Below are 18,613 nucleotides of genomic sequence, written 5' to 3' on the forward strand. Positions count from 1 at the left end.
GTACCTCAAAGAAATGCATGTAAAGAAAAGAATGAAATGAAAAGTAAAATGATTTTTGGTTTCCATGCGGTCACCTCCCGGATCCGCCATGAAGCCTCTTCCGTCGAAGAAATCTATGTAGATTCTTCTCGCGTTGATGGTCGTATGAAAGACCTCTTGCAAGCAGCAAAATCTGCTGGTGTGCGCATCATCCCGGCAGATGATCAGCGCCTCAGCAATATCGTCGGTACACGGCGCCATCAGGGCGTAGTAGCGAAGGCCAGTGAATTGTCACTGGCACGTAACCTCGATGAATTGCTTGACGCGATTGATGGGCCACCATTGTTGCTGGTGCTGGATGGCATCACGGACCCACATAACCTGGGTGCCTGCCTGCGCGTGGCTGACGGCGCGGGTGCGCATGCAGTTATCGCTCCCAAGGACAGGGCGGTGGGCTTGAATGCCACTGCAGCCAAGGTTGCCAGCGGCGCTGCTGAAACAGTGCCGTACATCACCGTCACTAATCTGGCACGCACCCTTCGTGAATTGAAAGACCGTGATATCTGGCTGGTTGGTACCTCAGATGAAGTCGAAAAAAATATCTACGATGTCGATTTCAAGGGTGGTTGCGCCATCGTCATGGGTTCTGAAGGTGAGGGCATGCGCCGCCTGACCCGCGAAACCTGCGATATGCTGGTCAGTGTCCCCATGTTCGGTTCTGTAGAAAGCCTGAATGTCTCCGTGGCTTCAGGTGTTTGCCTGTACGAAGCCCGCCGCCAGCGTCTGTAAGCCATAGTTTCTGTAAACCTGTACGTCTGGTGCCCGGTGATTTGGGCAGCGGACGCAGCTTTTTCAGAAATACGCTACTATCTTATTCCCTTCCGTCATATCCATAAAAAGTTCATGTTTAGCCGCCTGAGAGAAGATATAGCCAGTATTATCAAGAAAGATCCTGCCGCCCGTAATGCCTGGGAGGTGATCACTTGTTATCCTGGTTTTCAGGCGATACTCATGCATGGCTGGGCACAATGGTGCTGGAAGCGTGGCCTGAAATGGCTGGGCCGTTTTATCTCGCACATTGCCCGCGTATTGACAGGTATAGAAATCCATCCTGGTGCGACCATAGGCCGCAGGGTATTCATAGACCATGGTTTTGGTGTGGTTATTGGTGAAACGGCAGAAATTGGTGATGACTGCACGATCTACCAGGGCGTGACTTTGGGGGGGACTTCCCTGTCGCGTGGCGCAAAACGTCATCCTACGCTGGAGGCGGGTGTCATTGTCGGTGCTGGTGCCAAGGTGCTGGGTGGTTTTACCATAGGTGCGGGTGCCAAGATAGGGTCTAACTCTGTGGTGCTCAAGCCTGTGCCTGCTGGTGGTACGGCAGTTGGTAACCCTGCTCACGTGATCAAAAAAGAAGTTGCTTCGGCAGATTCAGAAACTGCGCATTTGTTCACAGCTTATGGCGTTACACAAAATAGTGATGACCCGATTTCCAAAGTTTTGCACAAGCTGATTGATCATGCTGCTGCACAGCAAGAGCAGATAGAAAAATTGTCCGCTGCCTTGGCACAATCTGGTATTGCCTGCGATGCCCGCTCTGAAGTCGGTAAACTGATACCGGAACAGATTAATAGCCTGGTTGACTGATTCCTGGTCCAGTCGGGAATTAATTGGTGGTTTTAGGTTTTAGCGTGATAGGCAAATTGATTGATGTGAAGCCTAATCTCTGACAATAACTCACTGGCAGTCAAACCTATAGGCCCTGTTCCGTTTTTTACCAGTTCATCGGCTGCATGACCATGCACCCAGGTCGCGATTCTTGCCGCATCCATGCTATTGCCAAGCTGCGCCAGTAAGGCACCTGCCACGCCTGCCAGTACATCACCAGTGCCGCCGCTGGCCAATGCCGGATTGCCAGTCGTATTGATAAGCAGCTCGCCATCAGGGTTGCAGATAATACTGCCGGAACCCTTGAGTATTACTACTGCATTGAATCGACTTGCCAGTTCTTGTGCTGCAGGCAGGCGATTATTCTGTACGTCAGCGACGCTCTTGTGCAGTAATCTCGCTGCTTCCAATGGGTGTGGTGTGAGTATGCATGGAGTACTTCTGTCGTGTAATAGGGCCTGCAATTTGCTGTCTGCAGCAATCAGATTCAAGGCATCGGCATCAATGACCAGTGCTTGCGCAGTCTGAATCGCACTGCTGAGTAAGGCATGCGCAGCGTTTGAAGTGCCTAGCCCTGGGCCTAGGACCACAGTTGCCTCTGCCAGACTTATATCTCCAGCATGACGGAACATGATTTCTGGGTGCAGACTATCGTAAGCGGGTGCTTCTGCCAGCATGCTGCAGTAAATCCTCCCGGCACCTGCATACTGTGCAGCCCTGGCCGCAAGGATGGCAGCGCCTGCCATGCCCCTGGCACCGCCAAGTATGACGACGTCACCAAAACTGCCTTTATGACTGTTTTGTTTGCGAGGTTGTAGAATTTGCAGCAGGGGAGTGCGTTCATTCAGATAGCTGTGGCATTCAGGAAAAAAATCGTCAGAAATATCCAGTTGGTTAACGGTGACGTGACCCGCATAGTCTTTGCCTGATCCTGTATGCAAGCCAGGTTTGTTGGCAATAAAAGTAATAGTATGGCTGGCCTGAATAAGCACGCTGTCTTGACTCACTGGCTGCCCGGTATCGGCATTCAAACCACTGGGGACGTCAATCGCCAGTACTGGGATAGTTTTTTCAGATGCGAGTTGGTTGATGAGGTTGATCAGCCTGGCGATGTCAGCTTCTGGTGCCCGTTTCAGACCTATGCCGAATAAGCCATCAATAATCAGGCCCCAGTTTTGTGACGGGGTATTGAGTAATGTGTGACGGTCCGCAAACTCCAGTCCAGAGCCCCGTGCTCTTTGCAGTGCAGCCTGTGCATCTGGAGAGTATTTCTCAAATACCCCGCACATGAGACAAACGACTTTGAAACCCTGTCTGGATAAGTGATATCCGGCCTCATAAGCATCCCCTCCATTATTACCCGGTCCTGCCAGTATCAATATGGGATATTGCTTGTTCGCGCAAGTTTTTGCTGCCAGTTCTGCCGTCGCCAGTCCGGCTTTTTGCATGAGCGTGACATCGCCCTGATGTGCCAGTGCACGGGTCTCTATTTCACGTATCTGTTCTACGTTATATAGTCTGGCTTCGTCGGTAAATACTCCGCATGACATGATTTACCTCTTTACAGGGAGCGGTGTAGTCTGGCTTAAAGACTGTATCATTTCCAGGCCACTCTGGAACAGATTTTGCAGCGGTAGTAGCAGGTAAGGCATGATAAGGGCGACCATCAAAAAACCTACACCTATGGTGATAGGAAAGCCGATACCAAACAAATTCAATTGAGGCGCAGCGCGCGTCAATATGCCAAGAGCGACGTTGGTTACCAGCAGGGCAGCAACAATGGGCAGAGAGAGATGCATGCCTACGCTAAAAATTTGCTCCCCCCAGATTGCCAGCTTTTGATAATTGAGACCAGATTGATAAGTCGTGGCAATTGGTATGGTATGAAAACTTTCCACCAGCGCCGCCAGCATGGAGAGATGCACATTCAGTGTCAGCATCAGCAAAGTGGATGTCAGCACAAGGAATTGTGCAATGGCCGACGATCGCCCCTGCGTCTGTGGATCAAAAAAAGTCGCAAAGCCCAACCCCATGGTCAAGCCAGAAATCTCACCAGCCATCTCTATGGCAGAAAAGACGACGCGCATGACAAAGCCCATTGCCAATCCTATGATGAGCTGCTGCGCCAGCACCAAAATGCCATTCAGCGAAACCGGGTCAAGATTGGAAATGGCTGGCAGGGTAGGGGCGACGATCAGCGATAAAACTATTCCCAGCGCGATCTTGATTTGTACCGGAACAGTGTTATTGCCAAATGGCGGGGCAACAGCAATCAGCCCCAGTATCCTGGTCAGGGGCCAGATAAAGGAGTTGATCAGTGCAATCAGCTCATTGCTGGAAAAAGAAATCATGGAATTGCGATGGTACGCAAATCAGGCTGCCATGGTGGCGATGCTGGAAAACATCTGGCGCATGTAATCCATCAGGATTGATAGCATCCAGGGCCCTGCAATAATGAGCGTGACAAAGATACCTATCAGCTTGGGTATGAAAGACAGGGTCGTTTCATTGATTTGCGTGGCTGCCTGGAAAATACTGACGATCAGACCTATGCCCAGTGCCACCAGCAATAAGGGGGCAGACACCATCAAGGTGACTTCCATGGCCTGGCGACCTAATGTCATTACGCTATCGGGTGTCATGGTGAACCTCAGTAAAAACTTTGTGCGAGTGAACCTATCAACAACTGCCAGCCATCGACGAGTACGAAAAGCATGAGCTTGAAGGGCAGCGATACGATAGCAGGTGAGACCATCATCATACCCATGGACATCAGCACGCTGGCAACCACCATGTCGATGATGAGGAAGGGGATGAAGATGGCAAAACTGATTTGAAAAGCAGTTTTCAATTCACTGGTAATGAAGGCAGGGATCAAAATTCGCAAAGGCACATCTTCGGGCCCTTGCAACTCAGGAGTATTGGATAATTTTACATACAGGGCAAGGTCAGTCTGCCTGGTTTGCTTCATCATGAATTGTTTCAGCGGGGTTGCTCCCTTATCCAGGGCAACCTGCATGGTGATCTTGTTTTCAGTAAATGGCTGATAAGCTTCAGCATAGATTTTGTCAAACACCGGTCCCATGACGAACAGAGTCAGGAACAAGGATAAGCCCACCATCACCTGATTCGGTGGCGCAGACTGGGTACCCAGCGCTTGCCTGAGTAAAGACAGGACGATGATGATGCGGGTAAAACTGGTCATCATCAGCAAGGCCGCCGGCAAAAAGCTGAGTGCCGTCAGGAATAGCAGCGTCTGTATGCTGAGTGAATAGTTTTGCCCGCCACCAGGTGCGGGCGTGCTGGTGATTGCTTGCAGGCCACCATTGGCCTGTGCCACGGCGGCTTCTGGCAGAGCAAGTCCGCACAGCAAAAGTGCCAGCCAGATGAGCGGCAGATGAGCGCGCAAAGTTTTCATGCGATGTAATTACCTGTTCTCAGACTGCTCTGCAGATCGTTCGGTAGTCCGTTTTTCCAGTGTGCGCTTGAGCCATGCAGAAAAAGGATCATTGGCAGTTGTTTGTGCTGACTGATTCAGCAGCTCTTCCTGTTTGGGCATGCTGGCTAGCGTGTTGATATTGCTGGCAGTGACGCCAAGGACCAGCCATTGATCTGCAATCTCGACTACCATTACCCGTTCGCGGCTTCCAACATTGACGCCACCAATGATCTTGACGGGGATCTTATTTCCCACGCTCATCATGGGCCCCAGGCGACGCATCAGCCAGGCGGCCATGACAACCAGGCCCAGTACCAGGAGTAATGCTGTGGCAATTTGTATAACGCCGCCACCAGTTGAAACAGGCGCATTCTCGGCAGCGAAAACAGGATTGCTCAGGCTTGCCAATGCTCCCAGCGTTACCGCCGCAAAATAAGCTGAAGTAGTCCTCATTTGTTGAGCTTGCGTATGCGTTCTGCAGGCGTCACGATATCGGTCAGGCGTATGCCAAACTTATCGTTGACCACAACCACCTCACCCTGGGCAATCAGGCAGCCATTGACCAGCACATCCATAGGCTCACCCGCCAGACCATCAAGCTCTACGACAGAACCCTGTGCCAGTTGCAGCAGGTTTTTGATGGCAATCTTGGTTCTGCCCAACTCTACCGTCAGTTGAACCGGGATATCCAGAATAAAGTCGATGTCATTATGGGTTTCAGGTGCGTTACTGCTCTTGCCGCTGAACTCTTTAAAAATGGCAGCACTGGCCGGTGGTGCTTCAGCCTTTTCGGCTGCCGCAGCTTCTGCTCTTTCTTGCTCTGCAATTGCAGCGCCCCAATCATCTTCACTGATGGGTGAATCGCCGTTGTCATCCATGATTTTCTCCTTGTACTACTTCCTGTACGCTGGAGCTGATCAGCTTCTCCACGCGCAAGGCATATTGCCCGTTAAACACGCCGTATTTACACTCCATGACTGGAGTGCCATCGACTTTTGCTGAAATAATTTCTGGTACTGAAAGCGGAATGATATCGCCTTCCTTCATATTCAGTATATCGCCCAGAGTGACGCGCGTGGTGCCCAGATCTGCAACTATTTCAACTTCTGCTATCTGTATCTGTTGCGTCATCAGACGTACCCAGCGTTTATCCACCTCCAGGGTTTCGCCTTGCAGGCTACTGGTCAGAATGTCGCGTATTGGCTCTATGGTGGAATATGGCATGCATAAATGCATTTCACCACTGACTGGCCCCAGTTCTATTGTGAAGGTGGTGGATACCACAACTTCATTCGGAGTCGCAATATTGGCAAACTGGGTATTCATTTCTGAGCGTATATATTCAAATTCTATGGGATAGACAGGTTCCCAGGATTTGGAATAGGTTTCAAAAATGATTTCCAGGATGCGGTGAATGATACGTTGCTCAGTCTGGGTAAAATCGCGGCCTTCAACACGGGTATGGAAGCGGCCGTCACCACCAAACAGATTATCCACCAGCAAAAACACCAGGCCAGGATCAAGCACAATCAATGAGGTGCCACGCAAGGGCTTCATGTGTACCAGATTCAGATTGGTTGGTACTACCAGGTTGCGGATGAACTCACTGTACTTTGATACCCTGACAGTACCGACGGATACCTCTGCACTGCGGCGCAGGAAATTGAACAAGCCTATACGCAACAAACGGGCAAAACGTTCATTGATAATTTCCAGCGTCGGCATGCGGCCACGGACGATGCGTTCTTGCGTTGCAAGATTGTAGGGCCGAACACCGGAGGTATCCTCCAGAGATTGCGAATCGTCCTGATCTCCCGTGACGCCCTTCAAAAGGGCATCAACTTCTTCCTGGGAGAGAAAATTATCTGACATGATTTTATTGGACTACAAAAGACGTAAAGAAAACACCACTGACTTTTTGTGGCTCTCCCTTGGCGGTAAAAGGCTGGGCAACTTTTTCGATAATGTCATTAACCAGTTTCTCCTTGCCTTCGGACGATAAAATTTCAGACGCATCCTTGCTTGACAGCAGGAGCAATAAGCGGCTGCGCACTTGTGGCATATTGGCCTTGATCAGATTGACCTGTTCTTCATCCTGCACTTGCAGTGTCATGCTGATTTGCAGGTATTTGTCGCCATCGTTTGATTGCAGATTGACTGTAAATGGTTCGAGAGCAAGAAATACCGGGGCTTTGGCCGGTTCTGCCTTATGTTCTTTTTCTTTGTTGGCCGGGGCTTTTTTAGTCAGAAAAAAAGCTGCGCCGCCACCTGCTGCGACCAGTAAGACGACAACCGCGGCGATGATGATCAGGAGCTTTTTTTTCGACTTTCCTGCTGGAGCATCACTTGCTTCCGCTGCTTTGGCTGGTGCTTTCGCCATGGTTTTCCTCTCTGTAGGCAATAAATGCCATGATTTTTACGTATTATGCTTGATGGCAGGCATTTAAGATCCGGGAAAAAGAGGGCGTATTTCAGCTTATCTCTGATATTTGCAAATGAGTGAACTCACTTCATTGCCTGGATCAGCCTGCTCATGATCATTCTACATGCATGTACAAGTTTTTTTCCAGAGAGTAGAAGCTGATCTTGCTGCGTATGAGCAATACTTTTGTGTCAGAGAGTGAAATAAGGTCTGCAACAATGGGCCGGTGTGCAAATCCGGCGACCATTGCAAGGTGTCAGCTCAAGAAATGGTAGTCATGCCAAAAGACTCAGGCAAAGGTATCCACCAAGCCGTTATTTGTCTGTATCCTGGCCGGCGCTGTACTTGTTGTGCTGATCGTATTGTCTGGTAAGTCAACGCCAGTTCTTGTTGAGCCCAGACTGCGTGGCTGTTGTTGCGCGAAATTTTGTCCCTGGCCTGCAGCCTGTGAATTAACAGAGAAACCTGTCAATTGCACACCCGCATCGCTGAGCATTTGTTTTAAGCGCGGCAAGGCCGCTTCCAGTGCTTCCCTGACTTCTGGCTGGGCGGAAGAGAAACTGGCGCTGGCTTGTTCATTACTGACCTTCAGCACGACCTGCAAGGGGCCGAGGTCCGGCGGGTTCAATGTCAGCTCTGCTGATTGCAAGCCTTCGCCGACCATCCAGACAACTTTCTGGCCTACTGCTTTATCCCAGCCATTGCTGCCAACACGTGGTGCAATTTGCTCTGCCGCCAGCACTGCGGCATTTAATTGCGTACTACTGACCGCATTGGCTGCAATCGCAGGTGGTGCCATGACTTGCTGACTGTCTTTGGTAGTTGCACCCGTCTTGACTTCAGATATACGTTCTGCCATGGCATCTTTTGCCTGTGCAATATCAGTGGCAAACGATTTTGGTGTGTCCGCCGCACTTGCTACAGTGCGTGCATCCCCTGCCTTGTCGTTGGTGGCTTTAGCCAAACTCAGGTCGCTGATCTTGGCGTCACTAACTGCCGTTTCAGATGGTGTGTCTGCGCCGACTGTAGTTACGCCCTTGCTTGTCAGTGTATCTTTTGGAGCGGGAGAGGTGAGCTCAGCCGCGCGGCTAATGGCATCCGTCAATTTGCTGGCCTCTTTATCGAGAGGTGACGCTACCGCAGTTTGCCCAGTCTCTGCCAGACTGCCCGTGGTTTTGCCATCAGCCTTGCTGGCAATCATTTGCGCAGCAATTGCTGCAACATCAGCCTTGCCGGCAGGGTCCTCAGACTTGACCTGTTCCTTGCCCGTTGATTTGCCATCAAGCTGGGTAGTGGCCAGATCCTGATTTTCTGCGCCTGACTTTGCCAGGCTGGCGACCGTATTACTATCGATCAGATCGCTTGCCGCTGAGTCTGCGCTGGCGATGGCTGCAAGACTATCATTTTTACTGGTATCAACATCGCTTGCAACAGGTTTTTTGGCTACATCTGCAGCCACAGGTGCAGGATTGAGATTGCCTACCAAGGCCAGAATTTGTTCGCTGATACTGAGTCCATCTTCTTTTTTGACATCAGTCTCGTCTTCTTTGCTGACTGTGCCATCAGTACTTGCCGCGTCTGTTTTTGCTGCACCGGCATTGCCAGGAGCATTGTCGTCATTCTTTGCCAACTTATTGCCAGTATTGGCCTGGTTATTGCCGTTGTTGTTAACGTTATTGTTGGTGTTGTTATTTGTCGCGTTATTATTGTTTTTGTTCGCCTGTGGAGGTTTGTTAGCGCTGCTGGCAGGGTGCGGCACATCCATCTCTGGCCTTCTTGATCCAGAGATTTCTTTATTCAGCATTTGATTGAAGCTGTTTTCGGTATTGCCAGACGAGTTGCTTTTGCTCGTTTTGGTAGCCGCAGCCGTCTTGTCTGTTGCCGTCAGTATGGGATTAGCTTGCATTTGCGGTACCTGTAAATAAATTAGCGCTTATAAAAAAGGGCGCGGGCAGCCATTTCATCGGTTTGCTTCTGATCTCGCTTGGCTTCTTTTTTTTGCTGGACCGTAAGCGCACGATTCTGCAAAGTATCGTAAGAGAGCCGCTTTTTCTCAGAGGCCTGCCATTCTGTTCTTGCCATCACGATGCGATGTTCTGCATCCATGACGACTTGTTTTTGTCCATCAATAGCCGAGTCCAGCTTGGCCAGGAAAGACAAGAAATTCGTGTATTGCGATACAGTCAGGCCCTTTGCTGCACCATCCTGTAGTCTCTGCGCGTAATCATCGCGGTATTGTTGTAATAAACTCAGTTTTTTTTCTGTATCTTCATGTGCACGTATGGCTTTACCCAGAAGTTTGGCGGCATCGTCAACTTCTTTCTCTGCCATTTCTATCAGTGTGCTAATTGGTGATTTCAACGCCATGGTGATTTAAGTATAGTCGCTGGCAGGATTTTCTAAGCGTTGAATAGAGCCTGAAGTTGCCCCAAGCTTTCGGGAATGCTACATTTTTCGGTAATATCTTGTTGTAAAAATGAAACGATTCGGTCGCGCAGGCGGATTGCCTCATCCAGTAGTGGGTCTGATCCCGGCGAATAGGCGCCTACGCTAATCAAATCACGGCTGCGTTCGTAACGGGAATACAGCTGTTTAAGTCTTCTGGACAGCGCCTGGTGTTCTGGTGATGTAATGCTGTGCATGGCGCGGCTGATCGATTGTTCTATATCGATAGCGGGATAATGCCCGCTTTCAGCCAGGGTCCGGTTCAGGACGATATGGCCATCCAGAATGGCCCTGGCGGCATCTGCTATCGGATCCTGCTGATCGTCACCTTCGGTCAGGACAGTATAAAAGGCAGTGATTGAGCCGCCACCAGATTTGCCATTGCCCGCTCTTTCTACCAGGACTGGCAGCTTGGCAAATACGGATGGCGGGTAACCCTTGGTCGCTGGTGGTTCGCCTATGGCCAGGGCAATTTCCCTTTGTGCCATTGCATAGCGCGTCAGTGAATCCATGATCAGCAATACACTACGGCCCTGATCCCTAAAATATTCAGCGATGGTGGTCGCGTAGGCAGCGCCCTGCAGGCGCATCAGGGGCGGGGCATCGGCTGGTGCTGCCACCACGACTGAGCGTGCCAGGCCTTCGGCACCAAGAATTTGTTCGATGAATTCTTTCACCTCACGACCCCGTTCACCTATCAGGCCAACCACGATGATGTCGGCGGCGGTATAGCGCGCCATCATGCCCAGCAAGACGCTTTTACCCACGCCAGAACCGGCAAACAGACCCAGGCGCTGGCCCTTGCCTACGCTGAGCATGCTATTGATGGCGCGGACGCCCACGTCCAGCGTTTCAACGATAGGAGCGCGTTCCAGCGGATTATAGATGCGCGCACCCAGGGGGGCTGATTCGTGGGTGCCGAGAGGGCCCAGGGTATCAAGAGGGCGGCCATTACCATCCAGCACGCGACCCAGTAATTCGTAACCTACTGGCAGATGACGGCTACGGTCACTGGGACGGCGACGTGGGTGATTGACGATTTCATGTGCTTCAGGTTCCGCCGGGAAGACCGGTGCTCCTGGTGTGACGCCGTCAAGATCACTATGTGGCATCAGAAATAACCTGTCGCCATCAAAACCGACTACTTCGGCATCTATCTTTGCACCACTTTGTAAATGGATGGTGCAGGCACTGCCTACTGGCAAGCGCAAGCCAACTGCTTCCATGACCAGACCCGTGACCCGGGTGACGCGGCCAGACATGGAGGTAGTCTGTACATGCGAAATCTGTTCCCGGCTTAAACTGAGCCTGGATTTCCAGTCATTGATGAAGGTATCCTGCATGCGTATCAATCTGTTTTGTAGTCACTGATTTGCATACTGTCGAGTAGCTTTTTCCAGCGAGTGGAATAACTGGCATCCACCAGGTTATGCTGGGTGACCAGCTTGCAGCCACCGCGTTCCATATTGGTGTCAGCCACGATGCGCCAGCCATCTTCAGACAGAGCTTCTCCCAGTTGATTTTTCACCAATGCTACGTCGTCAGGATGGAGCAGGATTTGCGCTGGCTGTTGTACGCTGGCCAGCAGTGCAATGGCTTCTTCGACGATGGGCAGGATCACGGTAGGGTCGGTATCCAGTTTGGCCTTGAGCATGGCTTGCGCCATGTCCAGGGCCAGATGCATCAGCTCATTTCCCATTTGTTGTGACGCTGAATGCAATTGTCCTGAAAATGCTTGTGCCATTTGTTGCAGGGCCAGGATTTCCAGTTGCACTTGTTCCATGGTTTCTGCATAAGCAGTTTCCTGGCCATCTTTCAGGCCACGCTCATAAGCTTCTTTATAGCCCGCAGCAAATCCTTCCTGCCTTGCAGCTTCCCTGGCATGTTCTGCTTCCAGGCGTTGCCGTGCAGCGACCTGAGCGTTCGCAGCCTTGACTTCTTCGACCTGGGCTGGCCGGTTATCGCCAAACGAAGCCATTTCCCAGCGCTGGAAAGCAGTCATGTCACCACTGCGCGTGGCATTAGACATAGGCGTCCTCACCTTTTGCTCCTAACATGATTTGTCCTTCATCAGCCAGACGTCTGACGATGAGCAGGATTTGTTTTTGCTGTGCTTCCACTTCTGACAAACGTACCGGACCTTTGGATTCCAGGTCTTCGCGCATCATTTCAGCCGCACGTTGCGACATATTCTTGAAGATTTTTTCGCGCATGTCCTGGTTTGCACCTTTCAGTGCCACGATCAGGGAGTCGGACTGTACTTCGCGCAACAGCAACTGTATACCCTTGTCATCAATCTCAAGAATGTTATCAAAGACAAACATCTCATCCATGATTTTTTCAGCCATGTCGCCATCATATTTGCGCAGATTGTCCATGACTGAAGCCTCATTCTCACCACTCATGAAGTTCAGAATTTCTGCAGCAGCGCGTACGCCACCTATGGATTTTTTCTTCAGGCTTTCGTTGCCGGTCAGCAGCTTGGTCAATACATCGTTCAGTTCGCGTAAGGCAGTTGGCTGGATACCATCCAGGGTAGCAATACGCAGCACGATGTCATTGCGCAGGCGTTCAGTAAACTGGTTCAGGATTTCGCAAGCCTGGTCACTTTCCAGATGAACCAGGATGGTGGCGATAATTTGTGGATGCTCATTCTTGATCAGCTCTGCAACTGAGGGAGAATCCATCCATTTCAGGCTTTCTATGCCGCTGGCATCTTTGCCACCGAGGATACGGTTTAATAAAGAAGCTGCCTTGTCGTCACCCAGGGCTTTGGTCAGTACGTTGCGGATGTATTCGTCTGAATCCAGACCCACCGAGGAACTGAGGTCGGCCGCGGCCTTGAATTCTTCCAGCACCTTGGCGATGGCCTCGTGCGGGATGGCACCAATCGCAGCCATGGCTGCACCGATTTTTTGCACTTCGCGTGGCCCAAGATATTTCATGACCTCGGCAGCGCCATCTTCACCCAGTGCCAACATCAGGGTGGCGGCTTTTTGGACTCCATCTTCACTCATTGCTGACCCATGCCTTTACTACGTTAGCTACAATACGGGGATCGTCTTTTGCCAGTTGTTTCGCCATTTCCAGGTTCATTTCATAGCTGGAACCATGCCTGGTATTTTGCAATTCTGCTTCTTTCGACAAATTCACAATGGCAGCTTCTTCTTCCTCTTTTTCTGCTTCTTCCTGAGCGCGTTTTTCAGCTTCGATTGCTTCCAGGGTTTCTTTGTCCTTGCCCATCATCTTAAGTAACATGGGTTTCAGGAAGCCAAAAAACAAGTAGGCAAGGACTACGGCAACACCTATGTATTTGGCGATTTCCTTAGCCATTTGCAATACATCAGGCTGTTTCCACAGTGGTAAATCTACTATAGGCTCTTTTTCAGGGCTGGCAAAGGGGCTGTTGACCACGTTCAAAGTATCGCCCCTGTCTTTGTTGAAGCCCATGGCTTCTCTGGTCAGATCAGTGATCTGGGTTTTTTCTATATCTGTCAATGGACGTGTCGTGGTTTTGCCATTTTTATCTGTTTCTGTTTTGTAATTGATGACTACGGCGACAGACAGACGTTTCACGCCGCCCATAGGTTGCTGGGTATAGCGTATGGTCTTATCGACTTCAAAGTTCATGGTGGAGTCTTTTTGCATCAGGCCAGCGTTGGATGCCGCACTCTGCGTATTGGCTGCGCCGCTGGCGACGATAGGTGCTGTCGCCGGGACAGGCGGCTGATTGCTCAATGCCCCAGGGATGCCAGACGGATTGCCTGCTTTGTTGTACGACTCGCTGGTCTGCTGGCTGCGGATGGCTGAAGCTTCTGGCGGTGAATTAGGTTTGTACGTCTCAGCAGCTTGTTCTGAGCGGGAGAAGTCGATGTCTGCGGTCGCTTCGGCACGCACATTATTGGCACCTACAATCGGCGAAATAATCGATTCTATGCGTTTGATAATGTTTTGCTGATATTCCTGCACATATTTAAGTTGTGAGGGATCAAGGCTGTTGTTTGCCATTTGCTTGGCAGGATCGGACAGCAAATTACCATTCTGATCGACAATAGTGACATTCTTGGCAGATAACTCAGGCACGCTACTGGCCACCAGGTGAATGATGGCGCTGACTTGCTGCTGATCAAGCACACGGCTGGGGTAAAGATTCAATAAAACCGAGGCGGTTGGTTTTTGCTGATCGCGGATGAAAACCTGTGATTTGGGAATGGCCAGATGCACGCGCGCAGTCTGGACGGCAGAGACTGCTTGAATGGAACGGGCCAGCTCGCCTTCCAGTGCACGCTGGAAATTCACTTGCTCCAGAAACTGTGAGATTCCCAACTTCTGGTTTTCCATCAATTCAAAACCGACATTGCCGCCCTTAGGCAAGCCTTGCGAAGCCAGTTTCAGGCGCGCATCGTGCACCTGGCTGGCAGGGACGAGAATGGCATTACCACCTTCAGAATATTTGTAAGGAATGTTTAACTGTTGCAATGAGGCAACGATAGCGCCGCCATCCCTGTCATTAAAATTGGAAAACAAGACTTTGTAGTCAGGAGTCTGGCTCCATAGCCAGACGCCAACCATGATGGCCAAAGTAATGGCTGCGCCTACCCCCAGCAGGATATTGCGCGTGGCAGGCGTCTGCGGCAAGCCAAATATGCCTGGCAAGGCAGGGCCAGGCGGGGCCATTGCTATATTTTCTGCGGTAGCCATAGTTCACCTTGTACTAAGTAATGTGTCAGCGGATTGCATGCGTGCTATTCCAGATATGGTTTTTTCCTTGATAGCGATTTTCCACTTAATTACTAAAATCAAACGCAGGAAAAACGATGCCTTTACAGTTCTTTTCCAAGCTCCCGTTTGCCATCTGGCTGTTAATGTAGCAAATGTGAAAGTCCACAATATAGGTGATCAAATGAAAATGGGGGGCATAGACGCCAGTCGCATAGAAGCCATGGTTGCGCAATTAAAGGCAACTGCGGCCAGGATGGAGGCAGGTTCGGGCTTGGGAGTGAGCCCGGCAGACGGTGCAGCTCCGCCTGGCAGGCTGGATTTCGCAGAGGCATTAAAGGCGTCGCTGGAAAGCGTGAATCAGTCGCAGGTCAGCTCGCAACAACTGGGGCAAAAGTTTGCCATGGGCGATGATAAAGTCAGTTTGTCCGACGTCATGATTTCCATGCAAAAAGCCAATATCTCATTCCAGACCACCGTGCAGGTCAGAAACAAGATGGTATCGGCGTATCATGACATCATGAACATGCAGATATAGCTTCCCGGTAAGACTTGCAGCAGGCTAGCCTCTGCACCTGTATCTTGCCTGGGCTCGAAAAAATTAGGCCCGATTGCTGGAAATCGGGCCCTGTCTTTGCAACTATCTGACTGTTTAGTTAATTGTTTAGCTAATTTTCTTAGCGTATGCCAGTCAACTTGGCATTGCGTTCCCGTTCCAGTTTCATGATGTAGCGCTGTATGCTTGCCAGGACGCTGTTCGACATGTTAATGAACTGGCAGCCGAGGCGGCGGTTTGATTTTCCATTCAGCAGAACCAGATCCTGAGAATTGCGGATTTGCAGTATCACATCCACCAGGCCTATGGTTGGCAAATCCAGTTTGCAATGCTCATAGATGGTGCCTATGGTGCTATCGAGGACTTTTCTTTCATCAAGTATGGCTATGCCACCACAACTGATATCTACCAGGGCAAGCTTCAGTGTTTCCTGGCGCTCTTCCAGATGTACTGGTATCAGCGCGCGGATGGGGTTCGATAGCGGAGTGTTGATGCGATAATATTCGCGCCTTTGCAGGCGTATCATACTTGCCGGTATCTCAAACTGCAGTGCAGGGCGGTCTTCAAACTCTATGCGTTCAAGATTCGATGCGGAAAATTGTATGCTGATCCTGTCGAGCAGGCCTTCAAACGACACCCTTGGCGCTTCAATGATACGTTGATTTGCCAATTGACCAGGAGCGCTGTCTATGATCACCAGATTGCTGCTGTCATCGACATCAAGTATAGAGGTAATGAATACTTCCGAGCCACTATTGATCAACATGCTGATCAATTGCTTGCTTTCTTTCAGGCCGCGCAGCAAACCGATGATTTCCCGACGGGAATCAACTTGAAACGGGCTTTGATTTTCTGTACCCAGACTCGGAGGTGTCGATGGCATATTTTTATAGTGGTATTTAAAATTGGGGCTGTTATTTTATTGTCGCCCTGAAGTCTCCGAAATTGTCTCAGACTTTTCCGTATCAATATGGTAAAGCCAAGCGAGCAGTTCTGCAACTGCCCGATACAGGGCCGGTGGAATATCTCTGTCAAGATCGACCTTCATGAGCAAAGAAACCAGCTCTTTGGACTGATGCACATGGACCCCATGCTCTTTTGCCCTGGCAATGATTTCTTCGGCAATTAATCCTTTGCCCTTGGCAACTACCTTAGGCGCTGCATCTCCATTCTGGTAAGCCAGCGCAACGGCATTTTGTACTGGTTTGACAGGTGGATCAGCTGCGCTCATTTTTATTCACCACAAAAGACATCAGTGGTGAACCGGCCACCTGCATCGCAGTTGCCAGTTCACTTGCATGATCCTTCAGGGCGGAGACAGTGCTACTTTGCTCAGCCCGTAAGGACAGGCCCAGATTACTTGACTGCAGATTGATGATAGCCGTGACTGGCCCCAAGTTAGGCAAATCAAAACGAACCACCGATTGCCAGTTTACGTCCTCAATATCTTGCTGATTGCGTTTCCCCTGGCTTTCTTTCTTAATTTCCCATTCGATTTTTTGTCCGGGGAAAAGCTCTCCTTGCCATCGTACGATATTTTGCTCCAGAACATTTAGTTGCTGGTGAATTATTTGGCCCATTTCTTTGTTGGCCGGGTTTAAAGCTGAAGCAGAGTTGCTGGCGGTGGCATCAGAAGAGGCAATTTGAGATTGAGGCTCAGCCCTGATGTCATTAATAGGACGTTTACCCTGTGCCCATTCTGCAACATGTGACTCATAAAACAAACCACTGGTGTTGATCTGGTGCTGGAGCTTGCTGGCGGTGGCGCTTGTGTCTTTCAATTCCGTTGCTGTCGCGACGACCGGGGTTTGGCTGGCAATACTCAGTTTCTCCCCTTGACTGGGGGTTGCCTGCAAAATTTGTGTAATGAATTTCCCGGTGCTGCTCAATGATGTTGGTGCGCTGCTCAGATGGTCTGGTGTCGTATCAAAGGCGTTGTTATTGCCGGGGATGAGCTTACCGTTGATTTCTGTCGGTTTGGCCGTGGTTACTTCCTGTGGTCCGACCTTGGGTGAGTTGACAGTGGCATCGTTGCTGATCTTCTTGCCAGCTTCATTTACTGACAAACTGACTATACTCGAAGTATCGGCTTTGGCACCTGTTTCTGGAGTGACTGGCCTGCTGGCAGTTTGAAGGCCTAGAGTATCTACCTCGTCAGTTGCTGCACCCAGATAATTACTGGACTGGAGTTGTGGGCGCTTTTCTGCGCCTGTTGCGTAGTTTTGCGGTAGCGGGGTAGGGAAATGCGCGTCCCCGTCATGTTCCAGCAGAAATGTGGGGCGGGGTTCGGTCGCGATCAGGCGCAGTGGAATCTGGTCACCTGTTTTACTGCCTTCGGGCAGCATCATCTTGGCGGTAATGCCTGCCACTCTGACGGTAAAACTGCCGTCCATTAACTTTGACAGGATTTCACCCTTGAGCAATTGCCCGGTAACCAGCTGCGCCAGTTTTGGGGTGATGTCCTGCCGGGTTTCGTTAATGGACAGTGCTGCTGCCGGTGCCTCGATATTGGCAACTGGTTTGGACAGAATATCGAGCCGGGTCGCCATAAAAATCAGGCTGAACTACCTGCACCATACGCATTGGATAATTTTCTGTTGGTACTGGAGTTTTTCATCAGGTCTGACAACTGCGCCATCCATGGCTCGGTAATGTCACGAATTTCCTTGTCGTCGGCAAGAATTTTCTTGATGATGCGGACTTTTTTGTCACGCATGTCTGCGGGCAGATCAAAAGGGATTTCGCTTTCACGTATGGTTTGTACTCGGCTGGAGCAGTCACTTTCCAGTTGTTCCAGCAATTCCCAATTTCCTGAGCGCGCAGCTTCCAGCATATTGCCTGTAATTACGGCAACATTTTCATACAATGAGATCAGTTCCAGACTATTCATCTTGATTCAAGCCTCAACAAAGTTGGCAGGACGAGGGGACAATGGGTCAACATTCATTTTGGGTGCTTCCGCAGCAGGCTCGTTGCTGGGGGCAATTGCTTCCCATGAAGATTTTAAATCCCTTAATAGATTCTTTACTTCATTGAGCATCTCATCGTTATTGTCCAGATTGGCGCGAATCAAGCGGGCACTCATATATTCGTAAAGGGCATCAAGATTATTGGCTATTTCTCCACCGGCCTTCTTGTCCAGGCTGGCGCGCAGTCCGTTTTCGATAATCGCGATAGCTTTCGAAATTGATTGACCTTTAGAGGCTATTTCACCATTGCTTAAGTGCTGCGATGCATTGGAGATCGCTACGATTGCTCCTTCAAAAAGCATCACGATCAATTTATGGGGACTGGCAGCAATCACGCCAGTCTCTATGCCTACTTTTGCGTAGGCATTTGCACCACGTACTTGAGATGAGCCAAACATAGCGATTAATCCTCT

The 18,613-nt window shown here is 50.3% G+C and carries 22 protein-coding genes; 3 read left to right on the forward strand and 19 right to left on the reverse strand.

Going from position 1 to position 18,613, the window contains the following annotated elements:
* Positions 1–36: 36 nt before the first annotated feature.
* Both rlmB and cysE read left to right on the forward strand, forming a co-directional pair.
* Positions 37–768 carry a 23S rRNA (guanosine(2251)-2'-O)-methyltransferase RlmB gene (rlmB, locus tag UNDKW_RS11095; RefSeq protein WP_162058730.1) on the forward strand — a complete coding sequence of 244 codons (732 nt, stop codon included), beginning with the start codon at positions 37–39 and terminating at the stop codon, positions 766–768.
* A 114-nt stretch (positions 769–882) separates the two neighbouring features.
* The gene (gene cysE, locus UNDKW_RS11100) at positions 883–1,629 is read left to right on the forward strand and encodes a serine O-acetyltransferase (protein WP_162058731.1); all 747 of its coding nucleotides are present in this window, start codon (positions 883–885) and stop codon (positions 1,627–1,629) included.
* Between the two features lie 32 nt (positions 1,630–1,661).
* Here the strand turns inward: cysE and UNDKW_RS11105 are convergent, their stop codons facing one another.
* From UNDKW_RS11105 to fliF, 14 genes are all read right to left on the reverse strand, one after another.
* On the reverse strand, positions 1,662–3,200 hold the full coding sequence (locus UNDKW_RS11105) for an NAD(P)H-hydrate dehydratase (RefSeq protein ID WP_162058732.1): 1,539 nt from the start codon (positions 3,198–3,200) through the stop codon (positions 1,662–1,664).
* A gap of 3 nt (positions 3,201–3,203) precedes the next feature.
* Complete coding sequence (gene fliR / locus UNDKW_RS11110; RefSeq protein WP_162058733.1) at positions 3,204–4,001, reverse strand: flagellar biosynthetic protein FliR; 798 nt, start codon at positions 3,999–4,001, stop codon at positions 3,204–3,206.
* A gap of 21 nt (positions 4,002–4,022) precedes the next feature.
* Positions 4,023–4,292, reverse strand: coding sequence for a flagellar biosynthesis protein FliQ (gene fliQ / locus UNDKW_RS11115; protein ID WP_162058734.1), 270 nt, complete (start codon positions 4,290–4,292; stop codon positions 4,023–4,025).
* A gap of 8 nt (positions 4,293–4,300) precedes the next feature.
* Positions 4,301–5,068: a flagellar type III secretion system pore protein FliP gene (gene fliP, locus UNDKW_RS11120; protein WP_162058735.1), complete on the reverse strand. Its 768-nt coding sequence runs from the start codon at positions 5,066–5,068 to the stop codon at positions 4,301–4,303.
* A gap of 9 nt (positions 5,069–5,077) precedes the next feature.
* The gene (fliO, locus tag UNDKW_RS11125; RefSeq protein WP_162058736.1) at positions 5,078–5,542 is read right to left on the reverse strand and encodes a flagellar biosynthetic protein FliO; all 465 of its coding nucleotides are present in this window, start codon (positions 5,540–5,542) and stop codon (positions 5,078–5,080) included.
* A complete protein-coding gene (gene fliN / locus UNDKW_RS11130) occupies positions 5,539–5,967 on the reverse strand; it encodes a flagellar motor switch protein FliN (RefSeq protein WP_162041089.1) in 429 nt (142 codons plus the stop codon). The genes fliO and fliN overlap by 4 nt, the downstream gene beginning before the upstream one ends.
* The gene (gene fliM / locus UNDKW_RS11135; protein ID WP_162058737.1) at positions 5,960–6,961 is read right to left on the reverse strand and encodes a flagellar motor switch protein FliM; all 1,002 of its coding nucleotides are present in this window, start codon (positions 6,959–6,961) and stop codon (positions 5,960–5,962) included. Before fliM ends, fliN begins: the two co-directional genes overlap by 8 nt.
* Positions 6,962–6,965: 4 nt before the next feature.
* Positions 6,966–7,469, reverse strand: a complete 504-nt coding sequence (gene fliL, locus UNDKW_RS11140) for a flagellar basal body-associated protein FliL (protein ID WP_162058738.1) — start codon at positions 7,467–7,469, stop codon at positions 6,966–6,968.
* 331 nt (positions 7,470–7,800) lie between these two features.
* On the reverse strand, positions 7,801–9,417 hold the full coding sequence (locus UNDKW_RS30400; RefSeq protein WP_232063341.1) for a flagellar hook-length control protein FliK: 1,617 nt from the start codon (positions 9,415–9,417) through the stop codon (positions 7,801–7,803).
* Between the two features lie 20 nt (positions 9,418–9,437).
* The gene (gene fliJ / locus UNDKW_RS11150; protein WP_162058739.1) at positions 9,438–9,878 is read right to left on the reverse strand and encodes a flagellar export protein FliJ; all 441 of its coding nucleotides are present in this window, start codon (positions 9,876–9,878) and stop codon (positions 9,438–9,440) included.
* 32 nt (positions 9,879–9,910) lie between these two features.
* Positions 9,911–11,299, reverse strand: a complete 1,389-nt coding sequence (gene fliI, locus UNDKW_RS11155; RefSeq protein ID WP_162058740.1) for a flagellar protein export ATPase FliI — start codon at positions 11,297–11,299, stop codon at positions 9,911–9,913.
* Between the two features lie 5 nt (positions 11,300–11,304).
* Positions 11,305–11,985, reverse strand: a complete 681-nt coding sequence (locus UNDKW_RS11160; RefSeq protein ID WP_162058741.1) for a flagellar assembly protein FliH — start codon at positions 11,983–11,985, stop codon at positions 11,305–11,307.
* Complete coding sequence (fliG, locus tag UNDKW_RS11165; protein WP_162041094.1) at positions 11,978–12,973, reverse strand: flagellar motor switch protein FliG; 996 nt, start codon at positions 12,971–12,973, stop codon at positions 11,978–11,980. The genes UNDKW_RS11160 and fliG overlap by 8 nt, the downstream gene beginning before the upstream one ends.
* Positions 12,966–14,657: a flagellar basal-body MS-ring/collar protein FliF gene (fliF, locus tag UNDKW_RS11170; protein ID WP_162058742.1), complete on the reverse strand. Its 1,692-nt coding sequence runs from the start codon at positions 14,655–14,657 to the stop codon at positions 12,966–12,968. Before fliF ends, fliG begins: the two co-directional genes overlap by 8 nt.
* A 202-nt stretch (positions 14,658–14,859) precedes the next feature.
* On the opposite strand from fliF, the gene fliE reads away from it, so the two are divergent.
* Complete coding sequence (gene fliE, locus UNDKW_RS11175; RefSeq protein WP_162058743.1) at positions 14,860–15,213, forward strand: flagellar hook-basal body complex protein FliE; 354 nt, start codon at positions 14,860–14,862, stop codon at positions 15,211–15,213.
* Between the two features lie 139 nt (positions 15,214–15,352).
* On the opposite strand, the gene UNDKW_RS11180 is transcribed toward fliE, so the two are convergent.
* From UNDKW_RS11180 to fliS, 5 genes are read right to left on the reverse strand one after another with little or no spacing between them, the layout of a single operon-like run.
* On the reverse strand, positions 15,353–16,114 hold the full coding sequence (locus UNDKW_RS11180; RefSeq protein ID WP_162058744.1) for a flagellar brake protein: 762 nt from the start codon (positions 16,112–16,114) through the stop codon (positions 15,353–15,355).
* 36 nt (positions 16,115–16,150) lie between these two features.
* Positions 16,151–16,462, reverse strand: a complete 312-nt coding sequence (locus UNDKW_RS11185; RefSeq protein ID WP_162058745.1) for an EscU/YscU/HrcU family type III secretion system export apparatus switch protein — start codon at positions 16,460–16,462, stop codon at positions 16,151–16,153.
* Positions 16,449–17,780 (reverse strand): flagellar hook-length control protein FliK, encoded by a 1,332-nt coding sequence (locus tag UNDKW_RS11190; protein ID WP_162058746.1) that lies wholly within the window; start codon positions 17,778–17,780, stop codon positions 16,449–16,451. Before UNDKW_RS11190 ends, UNDKW_RS11185 begins: the two co-directional genes overlap by 14 nt.
* A gap of 5 nt (positions 17,781–17,785) precedes the next feature.
* Positions 17,786–18,121, reverse strand: a complete 336-nt coding sequence (locus UNDKW_RS11195; protein WP_162058747.1) for a flagellar protein FliT — start codon at positions 18,119–18,121, stop codon at positions 17,786–17,788.
* Between the two features lie 6 nt (positions 18,122–18,127).
* A complete protein-coding gene (gene fliS / locus UNDKW_RS11200) occupies positions 18,128–18,598 on the reverse strand; it encodes a flagellar export chaperone FliS (protein ID WP_162058748.1) in 471 nt (156 codons plus the stop codon).
* Positions 18,599–18,613: the final 15 nt, after the last annotated feature.

The sequence above is a fragment of the Undibacterium sp. KW1 genome (assembly GCF_009937955.1).
In the GTDB taxonomy this organism is placed as follows: Bacteria; Pseudomonadota; Gammaproteobacteria; order Burkholderiales; family Burkholderiaceae_D; genus Undibacterium.

What these genes read in the sequence shown, in the direction of transcription:
- rlmB (WP_162058730.1), top strand. Translation starts at nt 37, where the DNA reads ATGAAAAGTAAAATGATTTTTGGTTTCCATGCGGTCACCTCCCGGATC.
- cysE (WP_162058731.1), top strand. Translation starts at nt 883, where the DNA reads ATGTTTAGCCGCCTGAGAGAAGATATAGCCAGTATTATCAAGAAAGAT.
- UNDKW_RS11105 (WP_162058732.1), bottom strand. Translation starts at nt 3,200, where the DNA reads ATGTCATGCGGAGTATTTACCGACGAAGCCAGACTATATAACGTAGAA.
- fliR (WP_162058733.1), bottom strand. Translation starts at nt 4,001, where the DNA reads ATGATTTCTTTTTCCAGCAATGAGCTGATTGCACTGATCAACTCCTTT.
- fliQ (WP_162058734.1), bottom strand. Translation starts at nt 4,292, where the DNA reads ATGACACCCGATAGCGTAATGACATTAGGTCGCCAGGCCATGGAAGTC.
- fliP (WP_162058735.1), bottom strand. Translation starts at nt 5,068, where the DNA reads ATGAAAACTTTGCGCGCTCATCTGCCGCTCATCTGGCTGGCACTTTTG.
- fliO (WP_162058736.1), bottom strand. Translation starts at nt 5,542, where the DNA reads ATGAGGACTACTTCAGCTTATTTTGCGGCGGTAACGCTGGGAGCATTG.
- fliN (WP_162041089.1), bottom strand. Translation starts at nt 5,967, where the DNA reads ATGGATGACAACGGCGATTCACCCATCAGTGAAGATGATTGGGGCGCT.
- fliM (WP_162058737.1), bottom strand. Translation starts at nt 6,961, where the DNA reads ATGTCAGATAATTTTCTCTCCCAGGAAGAAGTTGATGCCCTTTTGAAG.
- fliL (WP_162058738.1), bottom strand. Translation starts at nt 7,469, where the DNA reads ATGGCGAAAGCACCAGCCAAAGCAGCGGAAGCAAGTGATGCTCCAGCA.
- UNDKW_RS30400 (WP_232063341.1), bottom strand. Translation starts at nt 9,417, where the DNA reads ATGCAAGCTAATCCCATACTGACGGCAACAGACAAGACGGCTGCGGCT.
- fliJ (WP_162058739.1), bottom strand. Translation starts at nt 9,878, where the DNA reads ATGGCGTTGAAATCACCAATTAGCACACTGATAGAAATGGCAGAGAAA.
- fliI (WP_162058740.1), bottom strand. Translation starts at nt 11,299, where the DNA reads ATGCAGGATACCTTCATCAATGACTGGAAATCCAGGCTCAGTTTAAGC.
- UNDKW_RS11160 (WP_162058741.1), bottom strand. Translation starts at nt 11,985, where the DNA reads ATGTCTAATGCCACGCGCAGTGGTGACATGACTGCTTTCCAGCGCTGG.
- fliG (WP_162041094.1), bottom strand. Translation starts at nt 12,973, where the DNA reads ATGAGTGAAGATGGAGTCCAAAAAGCCGCCACCCTGATGTTGGCACTG.
- fliF (WP_162058742.1), bottom strand. Translation starts at nt 14,657, where the DNA reads ATGGCTACCGCAGAAAATATAGCAATGGCCCCGCCTGGCCCTGCCTTG.
- fliE (WP_162058743.1), top strand. Translation starts at nt 14,860, where the DNA reads ATGAAAATGGGGGGCATAGACGCCAGTCGCATAGAAGCCATGGTTGCG.
- UNDKW_RS11180 (WP_162058744.1), bottom strand. Translation starts at nt 16,114, where the DNA reads ATGCCATCGACACCTCCGAGTCTGGGTACAGAAAATCAAAGCCCGTTT.
- UNDKW_RS11185 (WP_162058745.1), bottom strand. Translation starts at nt 16,462, where the DNA reads ATGAGCGCAGCTGATCCACCTGTCAAACCAGTACAAAATGCCGTTGCG.
- UNDKW_RS11190 (WP_162058746.1), bottom strand. Translation starts at nt 17,780, where the DNA reads ATGGCGACCCGGCTCGATATTCTGTCCAAACCAGTTGCCAATATCGAG.
- UNDKW_RS11195 (WP_162058747.1), bottom strand. Translation starts at nt 18,121, where the DNA reads ATGAATAGTCTGGAACTGATCTCATTGTATGAAAATGTTGCCGTAATT.
- fliS (WP_162058748.1), bottom strand. Translation starts at nt 18,598, where the DNA reads ATGTTTGGCTCATCTCAAGTACGTGGTGCAAATGCCTACGCAAAAGTA.